A 19,520-nucleotide genomic window follows, 5' to 3' on the forward strand; every position below is an offset into this window, starting at 1 on the left:
CCGTCGAAGGTGACGGTTCCGCGGTAGTGCGTGGTGCGGGCGCCGAGAATCGTCTCGGCCCCGATCTTCTTCGCGTTCTTGGCGCCGGTCAGCAGCGTGGACTGGACGATCGGGCTGCCCTCGACCTGGTGGGGCAGTATGCCGTAGGACCGGTTGTCCACGGAGATGAGGCCCCAGGCCGCCGGCTCGATCCTGAGCCAGCTCTTGCCGTTCAACTTGTCGGGGTCCAGCTTCGCGGATCTCCCCAACTTCCGGATGTCGAGCGCGCCACCGCCGACGTACATCGCCTTACCAGCGAACCGGATGCTCAGCGGGCCCTTCGCGCGCTGGTCCGGCATGGTCAGTTCCATGGTCATGGACAGCGGCGCCGTGCTCATGGCCGCGTCGACGGTCAACCGGCCCCGATCCGGCACGGATCCGCTGATCTGGTAACGGAGGGATGTGATGTTGGCTGAGTCCTCCGCGGCCTTCGCCACGGCCTCGGCGGGCGTCAGGGCCGGCGCCGACGTCTGCGCGGACTTGCCGGAACTACTCTCGCCACCCGTCCCGCAGGCCCCGGCTCCTCCGCCGAGCAGCACGCACCCGAGGGCTGCACTCGCCACTCTCCGCGACGCGAACCGGCGTACTGATATCCCCATGATTTCCCCCGGAAGAAGGTCGGAACAGAAAGCCTGGAACGAGAAATTGATCAGGCAAGGGCGCGAGCGTATCCCGGGGAGGGAGGAGCTGATCCGTCGGATCCCCGCACGTACGGCCGCTCGTACCCACGGGCTCAGGTCCACAGCCCTCTCGGCGGAGCTCTCGGCACGCCTCCAGCAGACGTCAGGTCGGCATCAGCCACAGGCACTCAGCTTGTTCCTCGACGATGACGTCGTCGATGACGTGGTCCTCGAACTCGTCGTCGGTGAGTTCGCCGGCGAGCACCCGGCACCTGACCACCCCGGCCGATGACTACGTCGACGTCAGCAGCGGTCGGAACTCATCGGCAGGATGTGGTGCTGCCTGGCTCCCGGCGCCGGGCCATTCCTTGGGGGAAGCCTTGAACGCATCGCGGCATGCCCGGACCGCGGGGGCCGTGGCGGCCCTACTCCTGGCCACGGCCTGCCAGGAGAGCCCGGACCCGGCTGCCGCACCGCCGTCGCGCTCCGCGGCCTCCGCCACCGCCGGACTCGCTGCCTCGCCGTCCCCGGCAGCAAAGTCCCGGAACGAGGTGATCAGCGATTTCCGTTATGCCACCAGGTCCTTCGACCGCGAGGACGTGGAGGTGGTCGGACTCCGCGTCGGTAAGCCGCAGCGCTCCCGCGATAGCGGCCAGGACGTCGCCCGAGGGGCGTGGCGCCCTGCCTTGTTCGAGCAACGCGGTGCCGTGGTTCGGGAAGTCGTGCGGGAGGTATCTCGAGGGGATTCCGGTGTGGTTTGCGTAGAGGATGGCGTTGAGGACGTCCCGTGAAACGACCTTCGCCGGATGCCCGGTTGGTCTGCGTCGAGTCGATCCTTTCTCCAGGCCGCTAACGTCGGCCCGACCAGGGCCCATCGGGCGTCGGACAGGTCACCGGGGTACGGCTTGCGCTCGCTCACGGCGTAGCGTGATCACGTGCGAGTCGGAGGGCTCGGTTCCGTCGTTCATTGCGCGATTCCACAGCAACTTCACGTCAGACGGACTTCCAGGCATGGAAGCGAACGAGACGGATGGCTGAGCATCCGCCATGGAGACCGTCATTCGCCGCCTATGGGATGACGGCCGCCGAAGCAGGGCAGCGGAGAGAGCCGCATTTAGGGCTTGACCTGCATAAACGTCCTCTTGGAGTGCGGTTCGTGCTCTTACGGCGCCACTGTGCCGTCCGGTGTCGCCGTGGTCCCGGCCACGCTCGCCGCCGGCATGATCTCTGCGGTGGTCGGATTCGTCGTGGGCGCGGCGGTGGCCACCGGCGACTCATCGGTGGGCGTCTGGCTCGGCGTGGTGGAGGCGGCAGAGGAGTCGGGGGCTTCGGGGCCGGTACTGGCGCCATCGGACGGCTGCGGTGTGGCAGGCATGGGCGAGCGGTCGGCGGGGGGTGTCGACGGGCTCGTCGAGATGGGCGGGGCCTGCGGGACCGTGGGCGAGCGGGGGCTGTGGGTTGTCATCAGGTTGAGCGGAAGGGCGATGAGACCAGCGACGGCGCAGACCACGCCCACTCCCGCCGCCGTGCGGACGCGGCGACGGCGCACCGCGGTGCGGCGGATCTTCTCGTAGCGGCCCGGGGGTGCGCCCAGATAAGCCGGAGCGGGGCCCAGGAGGACCAGGAGGGGGTCGTCGGGGTCGTGGCCCGGGGTGGTGGAGTGGATCGATCCGAAATCCGGGTCGTCGTCTTCGTCAAAGCGTGTGGTCAAGGCTTTTCCTCAGGTGGGCTCGGAGTTGTTCACGGGCCGCGTGGAGGTCGGCCTTGATGGTTCCTTCCTTACGTCCGGTCAGCGCGGACACTTCCCGGATGGGCATGTCAGCGTAGTAGTGGAGAATGATCGGCACGCGCAGTCGCTCCGGCAGCGACTGCACCAGCAGGCGGACGGACGGGTCAGACGCCTCGGTGTGGGTACGCAGCGCCGTTTCCGTCGTCACATGCCGCATGGCTCTGCGTTCGCGTTCCATTTTGCGCCAGTGGTCCCGGACGATGTTGGCCGCCGTCACATAAAGGAAGCCGCGCGGCTCTTCCACCGACGTCCAGCGGGCCCACAGGCGGGTGAACGCCTCCGAAGCGATCTCGTGGGCCGTCTCGTCGTCGTCGACAAGACGGCGGCACCAGCCGGCCAGGCGCGGGTAGAGGGCTGCGAACAGCTCGGACGCTGCCTTGTCGCGGGACCGTTTCAACGCTCTCCATGGTGCTGTCGCCACCGGTGTGGCACTCGTGGGGGAGGACGGCGGGCCGGCGGCGTACGTTCCGGCGGCCCGCCGTCCAGTGTGTGTTTCAGTGTTCCTATGGGGCGTTCACGAGGTCGTGGACGACGTCAGCGTGGCGAAGACGATCACGTTGTCGAGGTAGCCGCTCTCGTCCTTGGGGCCGCCGCATGTGATGAGCCGAAGCTCCGGACGGTCCACGTTCCCGTAGACGTCGTCCGTCGGGAAGTCGGCCTTGGCCACCGTCCGCAGGGACGTGACCGTGAACTCCGCCTCCGTGCCGTTCTCCAGCCGCGCCACGATCTTCTCGCCCCGGCGCAGCCGCGAGAGGCCGTGGAAGACGCCGTCCCCGTACGCGCCGACCGTGACATGGCCGAGGATCACCGACGGGCCGGTCTGGCCCGGCGTCGGCGAGTGCTCGTACCAGCCGGCCTGGTCGTGGTCGGTGATCGGAGGGACCTGCACCGTGCCGTCGGACGCCAGCCCCAGCCGCATGACCGGGGTGTCGACCCCGAGGGCCGGTATCCGCAGCCGGACCGGGGCCGAACGGCCCACCGCCCGCGCGGACTTGGCGGAGGTGTGCTTGCCGGCGGTCGATCCCGGCGGTGGGGATGAGGCGTCGGGGCTCGCGGTCCCCGTCGTCCGTACGCCCGTGCCGCCGGAGGAACAGCCCACGAGCAGTGAGGCGGCGGCAGCCGTGGCTCCCGTGCCGAACGCGCGCCTGGAGAACACGGTCACGCCCCGGTCGCCCGCCGACGGCGTACGACGAACACCGCGGCGCCGCCCACGGCGAACGCGGCGGCAGCGCCCCCGCCGATCAGCGCCCCGGGGGCTCCGGAGTCCGTCGACGTCGGTGTCGCTCCGGTGTCGGGCGCGCCGGCCGGAACCGCGGCGACCTGGGACGCATCCGAGTTGGGGTCGACGGTGCCGGCCGCGGTCGCTGACGGGGTTGCCTCGTCGGCCGGTGCCGCGGTCGCTGACGGGGTTGCCTCGTCGGCCGGTGCCACGGTCGTTGACGGGGTCGGGCTCGTCCCATCGGCAAACGCGGGGGCGGCGCCCGCCAGTACGGCGGTGGCCGCGAGTGCCACGGTGCTGAGGACGGTACGGCGCACGGTACGGCGCATGGAATCGCTCTCTTTCGTCGGTCCGCCGGAGGAATGCCCTGCCCGGTGGTCGGTCTGATGACCGGGCTGTGCGGGCGGGCTGTGTGACGGATCGTGCGAAGAGACGAGTCGACGGAGAGGTGGGTTGCAAAGAGATGGCAAAGTCATCGAGGGGCTTCCGAAGGGGCTTACCACTCCAGCCAACACGTCCCTCAAATCCCGGCCCTCAACTCCTCCAGGAACGGGATCAGTGCCGCGTCGACCTCGTCCGGCCGCTCCTGCTGCGTCCAGTGGCCGCAGCCCTCCAGCAGCACCAAGGCGTGCCGCAGGTCGGCACCGCCCACGTCGGCTATCTACCCGGCGCCCGCATCCTGGGCCTGTCCAAGCTGGCCCGCGTCGTCGAGCACTTCGCCTGCCGGCCCCAGGTGCAGGAACGCCTGACCAAGCAGGTCGCCGACTGGCTGCAGACCCACCTGGAACCCAAGGGCGTCGGCGTGGTCATCGAAGCCGAGCACTCCTGCATGACCCTGCGCGGCGTCTAGGCCACCGGCTCCAGCACCATGACCTCCACCGTGCACGGCCTGCTGCGCTCCGACGCCCGCTCACGCAGCGAATTCCTCGCCCTGACCGGCGCCACCTCCTGACCACCAATGGGATGCCGCGGGCCGCCTGGCATTCGAACGGCTGCAGGCCCGCCACGCCCGGCGCGGTGCCGGTGCGGCCCAGGCAGCGGAATGAGGTTGTGCAGGCGTGCGATGCCAAGCATGGCGCGGTGCACTCCGTCGCCCTCGAAGCGGCCCCGGAGGATCTTCCAGGTCTTCACGCGGGCGAAGACGTGCTCGACGCGGGCCCGGACTTGCTTGTGTGAGCGGTTCTGTTCCTCTTTCGAGGCGGGGAGTTCCTCGCCTTTGCGTCGGCGGTGCGGCATCACCAGCCCGGTGCCGGGATAGCCGCGGTCGGCGATCGTGGTCGTCTGCCCGCCGGCGGCCTTCGCACTGGATCCCGCCCATGCCTTGCAGTCGTTGCGGTTGCCCGGCAGCGGCCATCCGACCACCAGCCAGTAGGCCGTGATCAGCATGACGCGGTCGTCCAGCGGCAGGCTCCACGGTCGCCCGTCCGGCCCACTTCGGCGCCCTCGCGACGCAGCGCGGTCACTATTTGGCAAAGAGGCGTGGGTCCAGTCCGGTGAACGGGGAATCCAGGACGGCTCCGACGCCGTGATCACAGCAGCCACGCCTTGCTAGTCTCACCGCGCCCGCACGCTCCGTCCGGAGCCTCAACGGCGGACCACGGCCGGAAGGGCAGTCTCGTGACGGACCCGGCAGACCTGAAACTGGCTCACCACCTCGCCGACCAGGCGGATGCCATCGCCCGACGCTACTTCTCGACCGCCACTATCGAATCCCGCGTCAAGGGAGACGGGAGCCCGGTCACCGACGCCGACCGGGAGATCGAGCTCGTCCTTCGCTCCTTGATCCACCAGGTGTATCCCGACGACGCGTTCATCGGTGAGGAGTTCGGCGCCCACGGACACGGCAGACGGCGCTGGATCATCGACGCCATCGACGGCACCGCGAGCTTCCTCGCCGGCGAACCGGAGTGGAGCACACTGATCGCTGTCGAGGAGGACGGCCGCATCACCCTGGGCATGGTCTCCGCCCCTGCCCTGGGCCGCCGGTGGTGGGCCAGGCCGGACTCGGGCTCCCGGAAGGGCCATGCCCCTCCAACTCAGCCGCGCAGGAGCACCGGTTGACCATCAGCGAAGGCGGTAGCGCGCAGAATGCGACCATCGGCATCTGGCCGCCTCCGTTCAGACTGAACCAGCAGGAACGCCTCGTGGCTGCGCGGCTGGCCCAGGGGGTCTCGCAGGTCCGGCCGCTGCTCGACTGGACTGCAGCGGATCCCGCCGCGCCAGCGCCTCGCAAACCCGTCCGCCGGATCCGGCACCTGCCACGGCGCGCTCCTGGTCGCGACCGGGCATACTGGACGCCTTTCTCCTCCTGGGAGCCGGCCCCTGGGACATTGCCCCGCTGATCCCCGTCGTCCAAGAGGCCGGAGGTGCCTTCAGTGACCTCACCGGCCAGTACCGGACTGACACCGCAGCCGCGCTGTTCACCCGCCCTGGTCTCCACCAACAGCTCCTGGACATCGCCGTGACCGCCAACTGAGCGACCCCCGCTCTCGGATACGTTGCCTCGCCCTGAACACCGGTTGCGGGACAAGTCTTAAAGGGTGTTGCACAAGGCCGTGTTCGGGCAGGTCAGGGCCCGTGGAGGCAGTCCTCTGGTCATGACGCGAGCGCGAGGTTGTGCATGAGAGCGACGACCTGGACCGCGTGGTGAAGGCCGTCGCCGCGCTGCCGGCAGTCGCACGGAGATCCGCGTGCGGCGCCCGGCCGCCGGCCGCAAGGACCGGGACAGGTTCGTCTCCGGAAAGACCAAGCAGAACGCCGTGAAGGCCATGGTCCTCACGGACACCGAAGGCCGAGTGTTGTTCTGCAGCCCGGTCCGACCGGGCAGTTGCGCGGACATCACCCAGGCCCGACAGCTCGGTCTGGTCGAGCTCCTGGTGGACAGTCCTTTCCTGGAGATCCTCGGGGACGCCGGCTATCAGGGCATGGGCGCGCGGACCGGCGGACGCGTGCTGACACCACCACATCGCAAGTTCAAGAAGAACGCTCCAGCCTGGTACGAGGAAAGGCACGAGCAGCAAAGCAAGGCACACTCCTCACGACGCATCCGCGTCGAGCACGGCATCGCACACCTGAAGAACTGGCGGGTTCTCGCCCGGCACCTTGGCCGCCGTGAGCACATGAGTGACATCGTCCAAGCCGTCGCCGCACTGCTCTCACACCAGCAGACTGCCACCCTCGGCCACGGTCTTCGAGCGTGAAAACCGACCACAGCTCCCACCTCGACGTGCCACCGCCGACCGTGCACGAGGTCGTTAGGCAGCATCGCCCTTCACAGCGTGCTGCCGCCGGCTTGGTCCCTGCGCACGACGTGGCCTGGGACGTTCGTACGGACCCGGCGGCTCCGGGCATCGAGACGATGACCTGCTGGCAGGTGCCGCCCTTTCACACCCCCGAGCCTTGTTTCGAGTCGAAGCTCGATCCGGCCAAAGCAGTCATCCGCCCGACGCGTGTCCAGTCAGCCGAGAACGTCGGCGTTTTCGGTGTGGGCAGTGCTGAGCACGAGTGAACACTGCAAGACGCAAAGACCGGGCAGTGGTGCAAGGCAGGGTGGGAGCCAGGCGGACGGCCGGCCACAGACCTCGATGGACCAGCCATGACCATCCTGCAGCGCCTCGAAATCTGATTCACCCTGTACCAATTCCTGCATAACCAGCTCGATATCAGCTCATCAGGAGAGATTGACATGAAGACTTGGTTCATCACCGGTACCTCCTCCGGCTTCGGCCGCCGGCTCACCGAATTGCTCCTCGCACGCGGTGACAGGGTCGCCGCGACGGCCCGGCGTACCCAGACCCTCGACGATCTCAAGGATGTTCACGGCGACCGGCTGTGGACGGCGGCGCTGGATGTCACCGACACCGCAGCGATCCGCACAGTCGTCGACCGTGCCTTCGTCGAACTCGGCACAGTGGACGTGGTCGTGTCCAACGCCGGCTACGGCCTGCTCGGCGCAGCCGAGGAAGCCTCCGACGATCAGATCGACCGCCAGATCGCGACCAACCTGACAGGCTCCATCCAACTCGGGCGTGCGATGATCCCGCACCTGCGCGCACAGGGCGGTGGCCGAATCATCCAGATCGCGAGTATCGGCGGCCAGATCGCATTCCCCGCGATGAGCTACTACCACGCCACGAAATGGGGAATCGAGGGCTTCTGGGAGTCCGCAGCGGCCGAGATTGCCCCCTTCGGCATCAGCGTCACCCTGGTCGAGCCCGGTGTGGCCCGCACGGAGTTCGGCGGCGCCAGCGCAGTCCTGGGAACGGCGCTCGACGTCTATGCGGACGGTCCGTCAGGGTCCCTGCGCGCGGCCCTTTCGGGCCAAGGCCCGGCCCTGCCGGCTCCCGGTGACCCCGTCAAGATCGCCAAGGCGATCATCGCCTCCGCTGACCAGACCGTCGCCCCCAAGCGCCTCACGCTCGGTTCCGACGCTCACAACCTGGGTGTCGCCGCGCTCCGCGACCGTCTGGGCGCCTTGGAGAGCGCCAAGGACCTCGCCTATTCAACCGATGCCGACGACTACATCGTCATCAGGGACTCACCGCCCACCCTCTTGCCGTAACCCCGCACGGCAATTGCACACAATCCATCAGCAAGTCATCAGGAACTGAAAGGAGAAGTGTCATGAACCGTTTCGCCAACAAGACTGTCCTCGTCACCGGCGCCGTGGGTGCCGTCGGCGGCGCCCTCGTGCACGCCTTCGCCGGTGAGGGTGCCAACGTGGTCGTCGCCGCCCGTCACGAGGGCGAGGGCAGCCGGCGCGCGGCCGAACTGTCCGGCAAAGCGATCTTCGTCAACCTCGACGTCACGAGCGAGGACGCGTGGACGAATGCCGTGCAGGTCACCGAGGACCAGCTCGGGCCGGTCGACGTTCTGGTCAACAACGCGGCCTACCTGCATGAAGGCACCGTGGAGTCGATCGAACCCGCCGCGTTCCGCTTCACGGCGACGTCCCGGTACTGATCCATCGATCTTTCGTGATGGCCCACCCGCTCGCGGGTGGGCCGCGAGTTTGTCCCTGGCCGACCCCTCGACCTTCACCCGCCCCTGGTTCGGCAGGGCGACGCCCTCTTCGCCGAGCTGCTCCTCGACCTCACAGGACGCTCGATGGCAGCCCGGCCCCCTCGCCTGTCCACCACCCAACCGCCCTCACGGTAAGGACAGTCCCGACCTCCCGGCGCCAGCGGTCGCTACGATCTGCGGCGTGTGCGCAAACATTGTGGTCGCCGAAGACGACGCGAAGCAGGCCGAACTGGTGCGCCGCTACCTGGAGCACGAGGGTCACGCCGTCACGGTCGTCGAGGACGGCCGGACGGCTCTCGAGACGGTCCGGCACCAGGAACCCGACCTGGTCGTCCTCGACGTGATGATGCCCGGGGCCGACGGTCTCGACGTCGTACGGATCCTGCGCGCCGAACGCCGGGAGGTGCCGGTGCTGATGCTGACGGCCCGCAGCACCGAGGACGATCTGCTGCTCGGCCTCGACCTCGGCGCCGACGACTACATGACCAAGCCGTTCAGTCCGCGTGAACTCACCGCCCGGGTAAGGACGTTGCTTCGCCGCAACCGGCGCGGCCCCGACCCGGCTCCGGCGACCGTACCCGCTCCCGCCTCGGCCGAGCCCGAAGCGGCCCCGGACGACGAGGTGTTGACGGTCGGCGCGCTCAGGGTCGATCCCTCGCGGCACGAGGTGTCGGTGGCCGGGACGCCCGTCGAGTGCACGCCCGGTGAGTTCCGTATCCTCGCGGCGATGGCGGCCGAGCCCGGCCGGGTCTTCACCAGGGCACGGCTCCTGGGCGAGTTGCACGGCTTCGACAAGTACATCAGCGGCCGGACCGTCGACGTGCACGTCATGAACCTGCGCAAGAAGATCGAGCGCGCCCCACGACGGCCGGCCCGCCTCATCACCGTCTTCGGCGTCGGCTACAAACTCACGGACCCCGCGAAGAACGTGCGCCATGCGTCGTCCTGACAGGGGAGGTGCGGCGGGGGACGCCCGGCTGCCGCTGCGCAAGAGCCTGGCGGGGCGGCTGTTGACCGTGACGGCGCTGGTGGCCTCATGCTCGGTCGCCGCGACCGCCTGGCTGGCCGTGCAGACGACCTCCGTCGCGATCCGCCAGGAGCAGGGGCAGAACCTCAAGTCCGACGCGAAGATCTACGACACCCTCCTCGGCTACGCGGCCAGCCACCCCGACTGGGACGGCGTCGACACCACCGTGCGAGATCTGGCCCAGGAGTCCGGGCGTCGGATCGTGCTCACCACGCCGGGCCGACACCCGATCGTGGACTCGGCCGACTCACGCTCAGCGGACGGCGGTTCGTCCGAGGATCTGCTCGCCCAGCAGGCCTCGGCGGTCGTGGATCCACGCTCCGTCGACACCGTGCTGGTGCCCGATGCGGCCAAGGCCGGCGCCGACCGCGTCGATCCACGGGCCGTGGGGCCCTTCCGGCTGCCCGCGAAGGAACACGACGCACTGCGGAAGGCCGCCGCCGGGAGGGTGGAGTGCCTCAGCCAGATGGGTATCGCCGCCGACGTCGTCGAGAGCCCGGGCGGACGGCCCCGCGTCCAGTTCGTGAGCGACGAGACCGAGGGGGGAACCGACCGTGACATGGAGGCCAAGTGCTTTGCGTCCTACCCGGTCGGTCCCACCGCGACCGAGCGGAAGGCCCTGAGCGCCCTCAACCAACTGGCTGACGCCTGTCTGAAACGACAGGGTCGCACCGCCGTGAAACTGAACCTGGACCTGTCCTGGGACCGGAGTTACGCATACGGGCGCGACGATGCGGTCTCCGGCGCCGAGGACGGCCTCAGCGATCGGGAGGCGAAGGCCCTGGCCGCCAAGAAGGCGGAGGACGCCGCGACGGCCGAACGCAAAGCGGCTTCCGGCGGCGCACTCGACTACACCACAGCCGAGATCCGCGACAGCGCGTACGACCGGGCCGTGGCCAACTGTGTCGAAAGCGCCCGCCGGGAACAGCTCACGGGCTATGTCGCCGAGCCCGCACTCCTGTTCATCGACGGTCCCGGTGCCGCCGGCGTGCCTGGCTTCGACCTCTCCCGCGCCAACACCGCACGCATCGCCGGTGTCACCGCCCTGGTCCTCGCCCTCACCGTCGGCGCCTCGGTGCTCGCCGGAGCCAGGCTCGTACGCCCGTTGCACGCGCTCACCGGCGCCGCCCAGCGCATGCGGGACGGCCTGGACGCGACGCCGGTGCCCGTGCCCGTCGTCTCCGACAATGAGATCGGACGGCTGACGGCGGCCTTCAACGACATGGCCGCGCACCGGGCCCGCCTGGAGGAGCAGCGCAAGGTGATGGTCAGCGATGTCGCTCATGAGCTGCGAACGCCGCTGAGCAACATCCGGGGCTGGCTGGAGGCGGCCCACGACGGACTGGCCGTGCCGGACCCCGCGTTCGTCTCCTCGCTCCTGGAGGAGGCGGTGCAGCTCCAGCACCTCATCAACGACCTCCAGGACCTGGGCGCGGCCGACGCGGGCGCCCTGCGGCTGCACCGGAAGCCGGTACGGATCGACGAGTTGCTCGGCCAGGTCGCCGCCGCGCACCAGGGGTTGGCCGAGACGGCGGGCGTCACCCTCACGGTCCTGACACCGCCGCCGGGCACCCCTCACCCACCGCTCCTCGACGCCGACCCCGTACGGCTGCGGCAGACCGTCAGCAACCTGCTCTCCAACGCGGTGCGCCACACCCCGGCCGGCGGCACGGTGACCCTGCGCCGGTACGTCACCGACCCGGGGGACGAACTCGCCGTGGAGGTGTCCGACACCGGCAGTGGCATTCCGGCAGGCGACCTCCCGTACGTGTTCGACCGTTTCTGGCGGGCGGAGAAGTCCCGCAATCGCAGCACCGGCGGCAGCGGCCTCGGCCTGGCGATCGTCCTCAAGCTCGCCGAGGCCCACGGCGGCACGGTGGAGGTGGCGAGCACGGAGGGGGAGGGGGCCACCTTCACCCTGCGGCTGCCGACAGCCGAGTCACGGAAGCCGGAGGGCCCCGGTCGACCCTGATGGGATGACGACAACGCTCTGACAGTTTCTTCACAAGTGGTCGTCAGGGTGAAGCCATGCCCGGAACCTGGTGCGGATCGGCAACCAGGAACGACCAAGCCGGGCTGGAACTGGAGTCCTCACATGTCCCGCGGTCTCATCCTGCGCCCGCTGCGTATCGCTGTCCTGACCGGCGTCGCGGCCGGCGCGCTGCTCGTCCCGGCCACTGCGGCCTTCGCCACCGACCCGACTCCGTCGCCGGGCGCGACCGACTCGACCCCTGCCGACAAGGAGGCCCTGGCGAAGAAGAAGGCCGAGGACGCCAAGACGCTCAAAGAGACCGAGGCCCGGAAGGCCGAAGCCCAGAAGAACGGAGGCAAGGACTACCCGCGTGGCGGTGTCGCCGCGGGCGAGGCCCCCGCCAAGGACGACAACACCGCCACGCTCATCGGCTCGGCCACCGGCGCGCTGCTGCTCGCGGGCGCCGGCACCTACGTACTGCGCCGTCGCACCACCGCCCGCCGCGAAGGCTGACCTGGCAGCACGACCTCTCGTACGAAACGGTGGCGCTGCCCTTCACCAGGCGGCGCCACCGCGCGTTCCGGCGAACCTCCGCACCCTGTTCTGGAGCCCGCGTTGCCCTCTGCACACCGTCCGGCACTGTCCCGGGCCCGCCTCGCGACCCTCACCCTGCTGACCCTCGTCAGCGTGCTCACCGGCTGCTCGGCCGGCCCCGACCCGACAGTGCGGGTCGTCCCCTCCGCCTCCGCACCCGGCACCCCGAGGTCCGGGCAGCCCGCGGCCTCTGACGCTCCGGCGGCTCCGGCTGCCCCCGCCGAGTTGGCCGTTCCCTCCGTGGGGATCACCAGTTCGCTGATGGAGTTGGGCCTCAACACGGACGGGACGGTCGAGGTCCCGGCGGCCGAGGAGGGGATGACCGCGGGCTGGTACACGGGCGGTGCGGTGCCCGGTGAGATCGGCGCGGCCGTCATCATCGGCCACAACGACACCCGCTTCGGCGAGGCCGTCTTCCACGACCTGAAGAAGATCAAGGAGGGTGCGGACATCACTGTCACCGACAAGACGGGAAAAGCCCTTCACTTCACCGTCACGGCCACGGAGAGCGTCGCCAAGAACGCCTTCCCGACGGAGAAGGTCTACGGGCCGACCCAGGAACGTGCTCTACGGCTCATCACGTGCGACGGAGACTTCGACGCGCAGGGGCACCCCGTCGACAACCTCATCGTGTACGCGACAGCGAGCTGAGGGCGGGCGATGTGCCTGTTGGGCCAGGGTGCGGGCTGTATTTCGTGCTGTGTGAGATATGCGGACGGGGGCGGGCTGACCGCTGCGGGACGGCAGCGTCGGGAGGCCGTACGGCGGCAGGCGGCCATGCTGTTCGAGCAGAAGATCAAACCGCTGGAGGTCGCCCAGCGCCTCCGAGCGAGCCGGAAGTCGGCCTACCAGTGACACCAGCTGTGGCAGGACGGCGGGATCGAGGCCCTGGTATCGCGCGGGCCGAGCGGATCACGGTGCCGTCTGTCGCCGCGTTGCCTGGAGAAGCTCGCCGCGTATCTGGAGGAGGGGCCGGCCGTGCACGGCTGGGTGGAAGACCAGGTATGGACCGCTGGGCGGGTGGCCACGCTGATCGGCCGGGAGTACCACGTCTCCTACAGCGTCTCAGGCGCCACCCGGCTGATGCACTGGCTCGGGTTCTCCCCGCAGGTGCCCGTGCGGCGGGTCGCCGAGCGCGACGAGGAGGCGGTGAAGATGTGGAAGAGGTGACCTGGGCGGAGGTAAAAGGGCCCGGACACAGCACTGAACCTGCGCGCTTGGAGCGATCGGATCATGCTGTTGACCAGCGGCGGTGCGCTGACCGATCAGCAGCGCGAGCAGTTTGGCCGCCGGCGGAGTGGGTCTGGACGAGGGGCCGGTCAGTGGTTTCGACGGGCCGGGATCCGAGTTGCGGGCGGCGGTGTTCGCCGACGGCGGCGAACTCTCCATCCGCGCACTGCTGGTCAGGACGACTCTCCACCAGCGCTCGTCGCTGGCCAGTGCGCTCGGAGCGAGCCTGACCGAACCGGACGAGATGCTCAGCGTCGAGGCGATCAAGGTGGACGCTATGCCCGGACCGGTGTCTCCGGACTGTATGCGGCCGGGGATGCGGCGACTTCGGCCCCGCCGTCCATGGCGGCCGCCACGGCATCGGGTTACCTGGCCGGCGCCGCCGCTGCTGTGCAACTGGCCGGCCGCAGGCTACTGAGCGCTCGCGGACCGTGGCCGCCGCGTCGCGGAGAATGCGTTGATGTGCACGCCGAGTTCGCGCATCGCTTCGACCCGCCGCTCGGGCCGGCTCATCAGATGCTCGACCCTCTTCTCGGGCAGTGGCGCAGCGGTATCGGAGGTGACAGGCACCGCACACGATGACCACTGCTCGGGATCTGCACTGCGCCGCAGTGCAGATCCCGAGCAGATGGAAGCGGTATTCGCCGAACTCGCCGCAGTACTAGGCGCTGTGGTCGTGGATCTCTTCCGGGAGCGAGCTGTGAGGGCTGCGGCGGGTGCGGGACTCGGTGCTGCAGCTCCGGGCCCCACACAGAGGCGGAGGCTATGCGTCCCCGTTGAGCATGGCGGCGGTCAGCACACTGCCACCGAAGCCCCAGCCGCCGTCGGCGACCTCGTCGATCAACACGACGGTGTTGGGGCGGGCTTCCTCACCGTAGATCTCCGCGTACAGAGCTGTGGTGCGCTCTACGATCTTCTTCTTGTCCTCGGCGGTGATGGTGCCTGCGGGGACCTTGAAATTGGCGAACGGCATGTGTGCTTCTCCTTGAGTTGATCTCTTCCGTAAGGCGGAAGCATGTGTCCGAGATGCGTGGCCACGGGGCCGCTTCTCGACTGTTGTCGGCGTGTCAGAGGCTGGCGTGGGGATTGGCAGTTCGTCGACGCTGATGCGGTGAAAGGATTCCGCGCGGATCCGGATGTAGATGACCGGTACCACCACGCTGCCGTTGCGGGCCGGCGACCATCACGATGTGCGGCTGCGGCATCACACCAGGCCGCCGTTGGCTCGCAGGATCTGGCCATTTCACCCAGTGCCCCGCCGGGCTGGTGAGGAAGGCAACCACGTGGGCGATGTCTTCCGGGGTGCCCAGCCGCTCAAGGGGCGGAGCCTTGGCGAGCTGGTCGATCTGCTCGGGCGTCTTGCCCTCGAAGAACAGGTCCGTGGCTGTAGGCCCCGGGACGACGGCGTTGACGGTGATGTCTCGCCCGCGCAGCTCGCGGGCGAGGATCAACGTGAACGACTCGGTGGCTGCCTTGCTCGCTACGTAAGCACCGTAAGCCTCGCTACGTAAGCACCGTAAGCAGGGACCTGGTGCCGACCACGGAGGTCGAGAACCGCACGAACGAACCGCCCGCGCGTAGTCGCCGGGCGGCCTGCTGGGCGACGACGAAGGCACCGCGGATATTGGTGCGATGCACAGCGTCCAGCACCGCCAAGCCGAGGTCCGCGATGGGTGACAGAGCGAGTCGGCCGGCACAGTTCACCACGACGTCCACGCCGCCGAACTCCTGCTCCGTCCGGTCGAACAGCGCCGTCATCGCCTGCTCGTCCGCCACGTCCGCCTGCGCCGCGATCGCCCGCCCGCCGGGGCCGGTGATCGCCGTTACGGTCCCTTCGGCGGCAGCCCCGTCGTAGGCGTAGTTCACTACGACCACCAGGCCGTCCTGGGCGAGCCTGTGGGCGACCGCCCGGCCGATGCCGCGTGATCCCCCGGTAACGACTGCGACCCGTTCGACCGCAGGTGGGGAGTGGTTCTGGGAGGGCTCGTATCCATGGCCTCTACGATGCGCAGTATCGGTTGGCGGAGCCAGGGGATGTCATCCCCTATGTCAGCGGGCCGCCCGGACGCAGGATGGCAGGCATGGGTTCTGTGAAATATGACGAGCTGGGCGCGTTCCTGCGCTCGCGGCGCGCGCGTATTCGCCCGGCTGACGTGGGATTTCCCCCCGGGCCCCGCCGCCGGGTGCCCGGACTGCGCCGCGATGAAGTCGCCCAGCTCGCCGGAGCATCGGTGGACTACTACAACGAACTTGAACGCGGGGCCGGATCCCAGCCCTCCGAGCAGATGATTGCCGCGCTGGCGAGGGCACTGCGGCTGACGGCTGACGAGCGCGACTACCTCTACCACCTGGCCGATCGCCCGGTGCCCACACACGGTGGACCGGCCTCGCATGTCCACCCTGGCATGCTCGACCTCCTCAGCCGTCTGACATCGACACCCGCGCAGGTCATCACCGACCTGCATGTCACTTTGGTGCAGAATCCGCTGGCGGTGGCGCTGCTCGGGGACCACTCGGGCTTCCGGGGCGCTCGGGCCAGCTTCATCCACCGATGGTTCGCCGACCCCGACGCCCGTGCGATGTATCCCGAAGCCGACCATGGCCACCAGTCCCGGGCCTTCGTCGCCGATCTTCGAGCAGCCGCCGCGAGACGTGATGCCAGGGACGCCGAAGCCAGCTCGCTGATCAGCTCACTACTCAATGCCTCGCCGGAATTCGCTGCTCTTTGGGCCGACCATGACGTGGCATTCCGGCGTGATGACCGCAAACGCCTCATCCATCCTGTACTTGGCCTGATCGAGGTCAACTGCCTCAACCTGTTCAGTGAGGACGGCCGACAGCGGCTGCTTTGGTTCACCCCTGCAGTCGGCACCGACAGCGCCGATCTTCTCGATCTGCTTGCTGTCCTCGGCACCCAGGAATTCACCGGACCGGCACGCTGACAATCAGCCGCCTTTCGCGTCGGCCCGGGCCTGGAGCCGGGTGAGGGTCCGCTGCCAGGCACCGTTCCGCTGCCACCGGTGGAACAGGTCGTAAACCCGGTTCCACGGTCCGTACTCGACGGCAACCTCCCGCCACGGAACACCGGTCCGGACCCGGCTCATCGCCACACCCACACCCTGATCCATGCGGGGAGGCGGCACCGGTACCCAGTGACCCCACTGCTGGCCGCGCTGCTGTACCTAGCAGGTCATCTCATTACCGGCAGCTGGCCAACCATGCAGGCCATGACCTGCCCGAGCAGGCCTACACCGTGACGATCCTTCACGAGCGCTACGACAACCGATAGAGCCGGAGTCGGGCGGCTCATGCTGACGCTCGGACTGGAGGATTCGGCGCATCGTCCGGGACGACGTTGGGCTCGGGGAAGGCACGGCGCTACAGCTCACGCATCGCTGGGGTCTGCCGATTGGCCTGCTCCTCTGTCAGGGTCCGTCCGGCCGGACCCGTCCCTGAGCCGCCAGCCGCACGGGGCGTGCGGACCAGGGCGAGCACCAGGATTCCGCCGCCCAGGGCCGTCAGACCGGCGGCCACCGCCGCATGGTTGAGCCCTGTCGCGAAGGCGGCACGCAGGGTGTGCTCGGAGAACGCGTCGCGCAGTGCCCCCGCCCCGCCGCCCGCCAGGGTGTGCGCCGCGTCGTGCGGCAACGTGTCCTGTATCCGCGAGGTCAGCACCGTCCCCAGGACCGCGATCCCGAGCGCATAGCCCAGCTGCCGGAAGGTGTTGACCGCGCCGCCGGCCATGCCTGCCCGCTCGGCCGGCACCGCCGCCAGCGCGGCGCCCGCGATGCCCGGCGACACCAGCCCTGTGCCGATGCCGACGAGCACGAGACCCGGGACCAAGGCGGCGGCCGACGAGCCCGCGTCCAGGACCGCCATGCAGAACTGGCCGGAAGCGACCAGCAGTAGCCCGCCACCAATGGTGATCCGCGGCGGCACCCCGTGCAGCAGCCGGCCCCCGGCCGCCGCGACCACGAACGACGCCAGCGACAGCCACAGGAACACCAGACCGCCGCGCACCGGGCTCATCCCGAGGATCGTCTGGAGCCAGATCGAGGTGTACGCCATGCCACCGAAGGCGGCCGCGTTGAAGACCAGGGCGCCCGCCATCACACCGGAGAACGCGGGCTTCAGGAACAGCCGCGGATCGATCAGCGGGTCAGCCGCGCGCCACTCGACGGCGACGAAGCCGGCCAGCGCCAGGACGCCGCACCCGAACCACGCGAGGGTCGTCCCCTCGGCCCAGCCGTGTGCCCCCGCGCGCACCGCCCCGTACGTCACCGCACCGGCGAACGCCGCGAACGTCACCGTGCCCGCCCAGTCGACCCGGCGTCCGCTCGCCCCGCGCGACTCCGGCACCACCCGCAGCGTCAGCCAGATCGCGGCCACGCTCACCGGCAGGTTCACGAAGAAGATCCACCGCCAGCCCGGCCCGTCCGTCAGCACCCCGCCGAGCACCGGCCCGACCGCGGCCGCCGCACCGCTGACCGCGCCCCACACCCCGAGCGCCACCGACCGCCGTCGGCCCTGGTACACCGAGCCCAGCAGCGGCAGCGTGGTGGCGAACATCGCCGCCGCGCCCACGCCCTGCACCGCCCGGGCAGCGACCAGCATCCCGGGCCCGGAGGCGAGCCCGCACAGCAGCGACGCCACCGCGAACAGCACCATGCCGGCCACGTGCACCCGCCGCCGACCCAGTACGTCGGCGGCTGCCCCTATTCCGAGCAGCAGCGCCGCCAGCGCCAGCGCGTACCCGTCCATCACCCACTGCAGATCGCTCAGCGACGCGTCCAGCGCCCGCGCCATGTCCGGCAGCGCGACGACCGCGATCGTCACGTCCAGCAACAACATGAACGTGCCCAAGCACACCGCCGTCAGCGGCCCCCATGTACGCATGTCCCCACTCCTTTGCGACGTCTCCCTGTCTCTCCGTACGATGGCCGCACCCCGGTCGATTGGCGTGATGCCGGGCACCGAAGCGCCGGAACTCGACAGGAGATGGCGTGCTGACGCTGAAATCCTCCACAGTGGACGACCTGGATCTCCGGCTGCTGGCCGCCCTGGAGATCAACGCACGGGCGTCCTTCAGCCGCCTTGGAACCGTGCTCGGGGTGTCCGACCAGACGGTCGCGCGCCGGTACCGCCGGCTGTGCGCCGAGGCCGGGCTGCGGGTCGTCGCCGTCCGGGACGCCCACCGGCTCGGGCAGGACCAGTGGATGCTGCGGGTGCGGTGCGCTCCCGACAGCGCGCAGACCATCTCCGAGGCACTCGCCAGGCGCCCGGACACGGCATGGATCGGACTCGCCTCCGGTGGCACCGAGATCGTGTGCATGACCCGGCCCCGGAGCCCCGGGGACCACGACGAACTACTGCTGGGCAAACTGCCCCGCACCCCCAGCGTCGTGGAGATCCGCGCCCACCAGCTGCTCCACCGCTACTTCGGCGGGCCGACGGGCTGGCTGGCGAAGTTCACGATACTCACCGACGACCAGATCGCCGCTCTGCGCCCGCACCCGGAGCCCGGGCCGGGACCGGTACACATCGACCGGGAGGACGAGCCGCTGGTCAAGGCTCTCGAACGCGACGGGCGGGCCGCGTATCCCGAACTCCAGCGCGCCACCGGCCGCTCCGAGTCGGCCGTCAAGCGCCGCCTCTCCGCCCTGCTCGCGTCCGGGGCCCTGTACATCGACATCGAGTACCACTCAGAGGCCCTCGGCTACCCGCGCGCCGCCGTCCTGTGGATCACGACCGCGCCCGGTGATCTCGAGTCCGTCGGCGAGGCCCTAAGCACCCACCCCGAGATCGCCTACGCCAGCGCCACGGCGGGCCCCTGCAACATCGTGGTGACAGCTGTCGCGAAGGACACAGCCGGCCTGTACGCCTATCTGAGCGGCCCACTGGGCCGCCTGTCCGGGGTCCGGCACGTGGAGGCGACGCCCTTCCTGCGCAGGGTCAAGCAGATCACCTACCAGCAGCCCGGACGCTGACCGGCGCCCCTGGTGAGGACG

The 19,520-nt window shown here is 69.5% G+C and carries 21 protein-coding genes and 7 pseudogenes; 15 read left to right on the forward strand and 13 right to left on the reverse strand.

Annotated features, from left to right (window positions below; translation table 11 throughout):
• The 7 genes and pseudogenes from ACGFWE_RS41965 to ACGFWE_RS41995 all read right to left on the reverse strand — a co-directional run.
• Window positions 1-602 (reverse strand): annotated as a pseudogene (locus ACGFWE_RS41965) (hypothetical protein); the annotation flags it as partial.
• Window positions 603-1,312: 710 nt separating this feature from the next.
• Window positions 1,313-1,578, reverse strand: a pseudogene (locus ACGFWE_RS41970) (transposase); the annotation flags it as partial.
• Window positions 1,579-1,821: 243 nt separating this feature from the next.
• Window positions 1,822-2,370, reverse strand: a complete 549-nt coding sequence (locus ACGFWE_RS41975) for a hypothetical protein (protein WP_393605787.1) — start codon at window positions 2,368-2,370, stop codon at window positions 1,822-1,824.
• Entirely contained in the window at window positions 2,354-2,845 is a 492-nt protein-coding gene (locus ACGFWE_RS41980) for an RNA polymerase sigma factor (protein ID WP_352391535.1), read from the reverse strand. The genes ACGFWE_RS41975 and ACGFWE_RS41980 overlap by 17 nt, the downstream gene beginning before the upstream one ends.
• A 117-nt stretch (window positions 2,846-2,962) precedes the next feature.
• Entirely contained in the window at window positions 2,963-3,604 is a 642-nt protein-coding gene (locus ACGFWE_RS41985; RefSeq protein ID WP_393605874.1) for a class F sortase, read from the reverse strand.
• 2 nt (window positions 3,605-3,606) lie between these two features.
• Complete coding sequence (locus ACGFWE_RS41990; protein WP_352391546.1) at window positions 3,607-3,984, reverse strand: sortase-dependent protein; 378 nt, start codon at window positions 3,982-3,984, stop codon at window positions 3,607-3,609.
• Window positions 3,985-4,187: 203 nt separating this feature from the next.
• A pseudogene (locus ACGFWE_RS41995) lies at window positions 4,188-4,283 on the reverse strand (alpha/beta fold hydrolase); the annotation flags it as partial.
• Between ACGFWE_RS41995 and folE the strand changes: the two are divergent.
• Window positions 4,239-4,619, forward strand: a pseudogene (folE, locus tag ACGFWE_RS42000) (GTP cyclohydrolase I); the annotation flags it as partial. The pseudogenes ACGFWE_RS41995 and folE overlap by 45 nt on opposite strands.
• Window positions 4,620-4,711: 92 nt before the next feature.
• Here folE and ACGFWE_RS42005 read toward each other — a convergent pair.
• Window positions 4,712-5,209 (reverse strand): annotated as a pseudogene (locus ACGFWE_RS42005) (transposase family protein); the annotation flags it as partial.
• A gap of 75 nt (window positions 5,210-5,284) precedes the next feature.
• On the opposite strand from ACGFWE_RS42005, the gene ACGFWE_RS42010 reads away from it, so the two are divergent.
• Window positions 5,285-5,728: an inositol monophosphatase family protein gene (locus ACGFWE_RS42010; RefSeq protein WP_352391533.1), complete on the forward strand. Its 444-nt coding sequence runs from the start codon at window positions 5,285-5,287 to the stop codon at window positions 5,726-5,728.
• Window positions 5,729-6,005: 277 nt separating this feature from the next.
• Window positions 6,006-6,143 (forward strand): hypothetical protein, encoded by a 138-nt coding sequence (locus ACGFWE_RS42015; protein ID WP_393605876.1) that lies wholly within the window; start codon window positions 6,006-6,008, stop codon window positions 6,141-6,143.
• A 119-nt stretch (window positions 6,144-6,262) separates the two neighbouring features.
• Here ACGFWE_RS42015 and ACGFWE_RS42020 read toward each other — a convergent pair.
• Window positions 6,263-6,343: pseudogene (locus tag ACGFWE_RS42020) on the reverse strand (IS5/IS1182 family transposase); the annotation flags it as partial.
• A gap of 14 nt (window positions 6,344-6,357) precedes the next feature.
• Between ACGFWE_RS42020 and ACGFWE_RS42025 the strand changes: the two are divergent.
• From ACGFWE_RS42025 to ACGFWE_RS42070, 10 genes are all read left to right on the forward strand, one after another.
• Entirely contained in the window at window positions 6,358-6,867 is a 510-nt protein-coding gene (locus ACGFWE_RS42025; protein ID WP_393605789.1) for a transposase family protein, read from the forward strand.
• Between the two features lie 485 nt (window positions 6,868-7,352).
• Window positions 7,353-8,228, forward strand: a complete 876-nt coding sequence (locus ACGFWE_RS42030; protein ID WP_393605791.1) for an SDR family oxidoreductase — start codon at window positions 7,353-7,355, stop codon at window positions 8,226-8,228.
• A 62-nt stretch (window positions 8,229-8,290) separates the two neighbouring features.
• Complete coding sequence (locus ACGFWE_RS42035) at window positions 8,291-8,629, forward strand: SDR family NAD(P)-dependent oxidoreductase (protein ID WP_393605793.1); 339 nt, start codon at window positions 8,291-8,293, stop codon at window positions 8,627-8,629.
• A 241-nt stretch (window positions 8,630-8,870) separates the two neighbouring features.
• The gene (locus ACGFWE_RS42040; protein WP_352391529.1) at window positions 8,871-9,638 is read left to right on the forward strand and encodes a response regulator transcription factor; all 768 of its coding nucleotides are present in this window, start codon (window positions 8,871-8,873) and stop codon (window positions 9,636-9,638) included.
• Window positions 9,625-11,688 carry a sensor histidine kinase gene (locus tag ACGFWE_RS42045; protein WP_393605794.1) on the forward strand — a complete coding sequence of 688 codons (2,064 nt, stop codon included), beginning with the start codon at window positions 9,625-9,627 and terminating at the stop codon, window positions 11,686-11,688. The genes ACGFWE_RS42040 and ACGFWE_RS42045 overlap by 14 nt, the downstream gene beginning before the upstream one ends.
• Window positions 11,689-11,811: 123 nt before the next feature.
• Complete coding sequence (locus ACGFWE_RS42050) at window positions 11,812-12,201, forward strand: sortase-dependent protein (RefSeq protein WP_352391527.1); 390 nt, start codon at window positions 11,812-11,814, stop codon at window positions 12,199-12,201.
• 102 nt (window positions 12,202-12,303) lie between these two features.
• On the forward strand, window positions 12,304-12,933 hold the full coding sequence (locus ACGFWE_RS42055; RefSeq protein ID WP_352391526.1) for a class F sortase: 630 nt from the start codon (window positions 12,304-12,306) through the stop codon (window positions 12,931-12,933).
• Between the two features lie 51 nt (window positions 12,934-12,984).
• The gene (locus tag ACGFWE_RS42060; RefSeq protein ID WP_393605797.1) at window positions 12,985-13,137 is read left to right on the forward strand and encodes a hypothetical protein; all 153 of its coding nucleotides are present in this window, start codon (window positions 12,985-12,987) and stop codon (window positions 13,135-13,137) included.
• A 123-nt stretch (window positions 13,138-13,260) separates the two neighbouring features.
• A complete protein-coding gene (locus ACGFWE_RS42065) occupies window positions 13,261-13,452 on the forward strand; it encodes a winged helix-turn-helix domain-containing protein (RefSeq protein ID WP_393605799.1) in 192 nt (63 codons plus the stop codon).
• Between the two features lie 127 nt (window positions 13,453-13,579).
• Window positions 13,580-13,930, forward strand: coding sequence for a hypothetical protein (locus ACGFWE_RS42070; protein WP_393605801.1), 351 nt, complete (start codon window positions 13,580-13,582; stop codon window positions 13,928-13,930).
• A gap of 345 nt (window positions 13,931-14,275) precedes the next feature.
• Here ACGFWE_RS42070 and ACGFWE_RS42075 read toward each other — a convergent pair whose 3' ends face one another.
• Both ACGFWE_RS42075 and ACGFWE_RS42080 read right to left on the reverse strand, forming a co-directional pair.
• Entirely contained in the window at window positions 14,276-14,485 is a 210-nt protein-coding gene (locus ACGFWE_RS42075; RefSeq protein WP_352391525.1) for a 4-oxalocrotonate tautomerase family protein, read from the reverse strand.
• A 231-nt stretch (window positions 14,486-14,716) separates the two neighbouring features.
• A pseudogene (locus tag ACGFWE_RS42080) lies at window positions 14,717-15,429 on the reverse strand (SDR family oxidoreductase).
• Window positions 15,430-15,584: 155 nt separating this feature from the next.
• Between ACGFWE_RS42080 and ACGFWE_RS42085 the strand changes: the two are divergent.
• Entirely contained in the window at window positions 15,585-16,454 is an 870-nt protein-coding gene (locus ACGFWE_RS42085) for a helix-turn-helix transcriptional regulator (RefSeq protein ID WP_393605803.1), read from the forward strand.
• 3 nt (window positions 16,455-16,457) lie between these two features.
• On the opposite strand, the gene ACGFWE_RS42090 is transcribed toward ACGFWE_RS42085, so the two are convergent.
• Both ACGFWE_RS42090 and ACGFWE_RS42095 read right to left on the reverse strand, forming a co-directional pair.
• Window positions 16,458-16,640: a transposase gene (locus tag ACGFWE_RS42090; RefSeq protein WP_393605805.1), complete on the reverse strand. Its 183-nt coding sequence runs from the start codon at window positions 16,638-16,640 to the stop codon at window positions 16,458-16,460.
• A gap of 250 nt (window positions 16,641-16,890) precedes the next feature.
• The gene (locus ACGFWE_RS42095; protein WP_393605807.1) at window positions 16,891-18,408 is read right to left on the reverse strand and encodes an MFS transporter; all 1,518 of its coding nucleotides are present in this window, start codon (window positions 18,406-18,408) and stop codon (window positions 16,891-16,893) included.
• Window positions 18,409-18,518: 110 nt separating this feature from the next.
• Here ACGFWE_RS42095 and ACGFWE_RS42100 point away from each other — a divergent pair, with 110 nt between their 5' ends.
• Window positions 18,519-19,499, forward strand: a complete 981-nt coding sequence (locus ACGFWE_RS42100; protein ID WP_393605878.1) for an Lrp/AsnC family transcriptional regulator — start codon at window positions 18,519-18,521, stop codon at window positions 19,497-19,499.
• Window positions 19,500-19,520 lie beyond the last annotated feature (21 nt).

Origin of the sequence: Streptomyces sp. NPDC048523, from assembly GCF_043199815.1 — a bacterium.
In the GTDB taxonomy this organism is placed as follows: Bacteria; Actinomycetota; Actinomycetes; order Streptomycetales; family Streptomycetaceae; genus Streptomyces.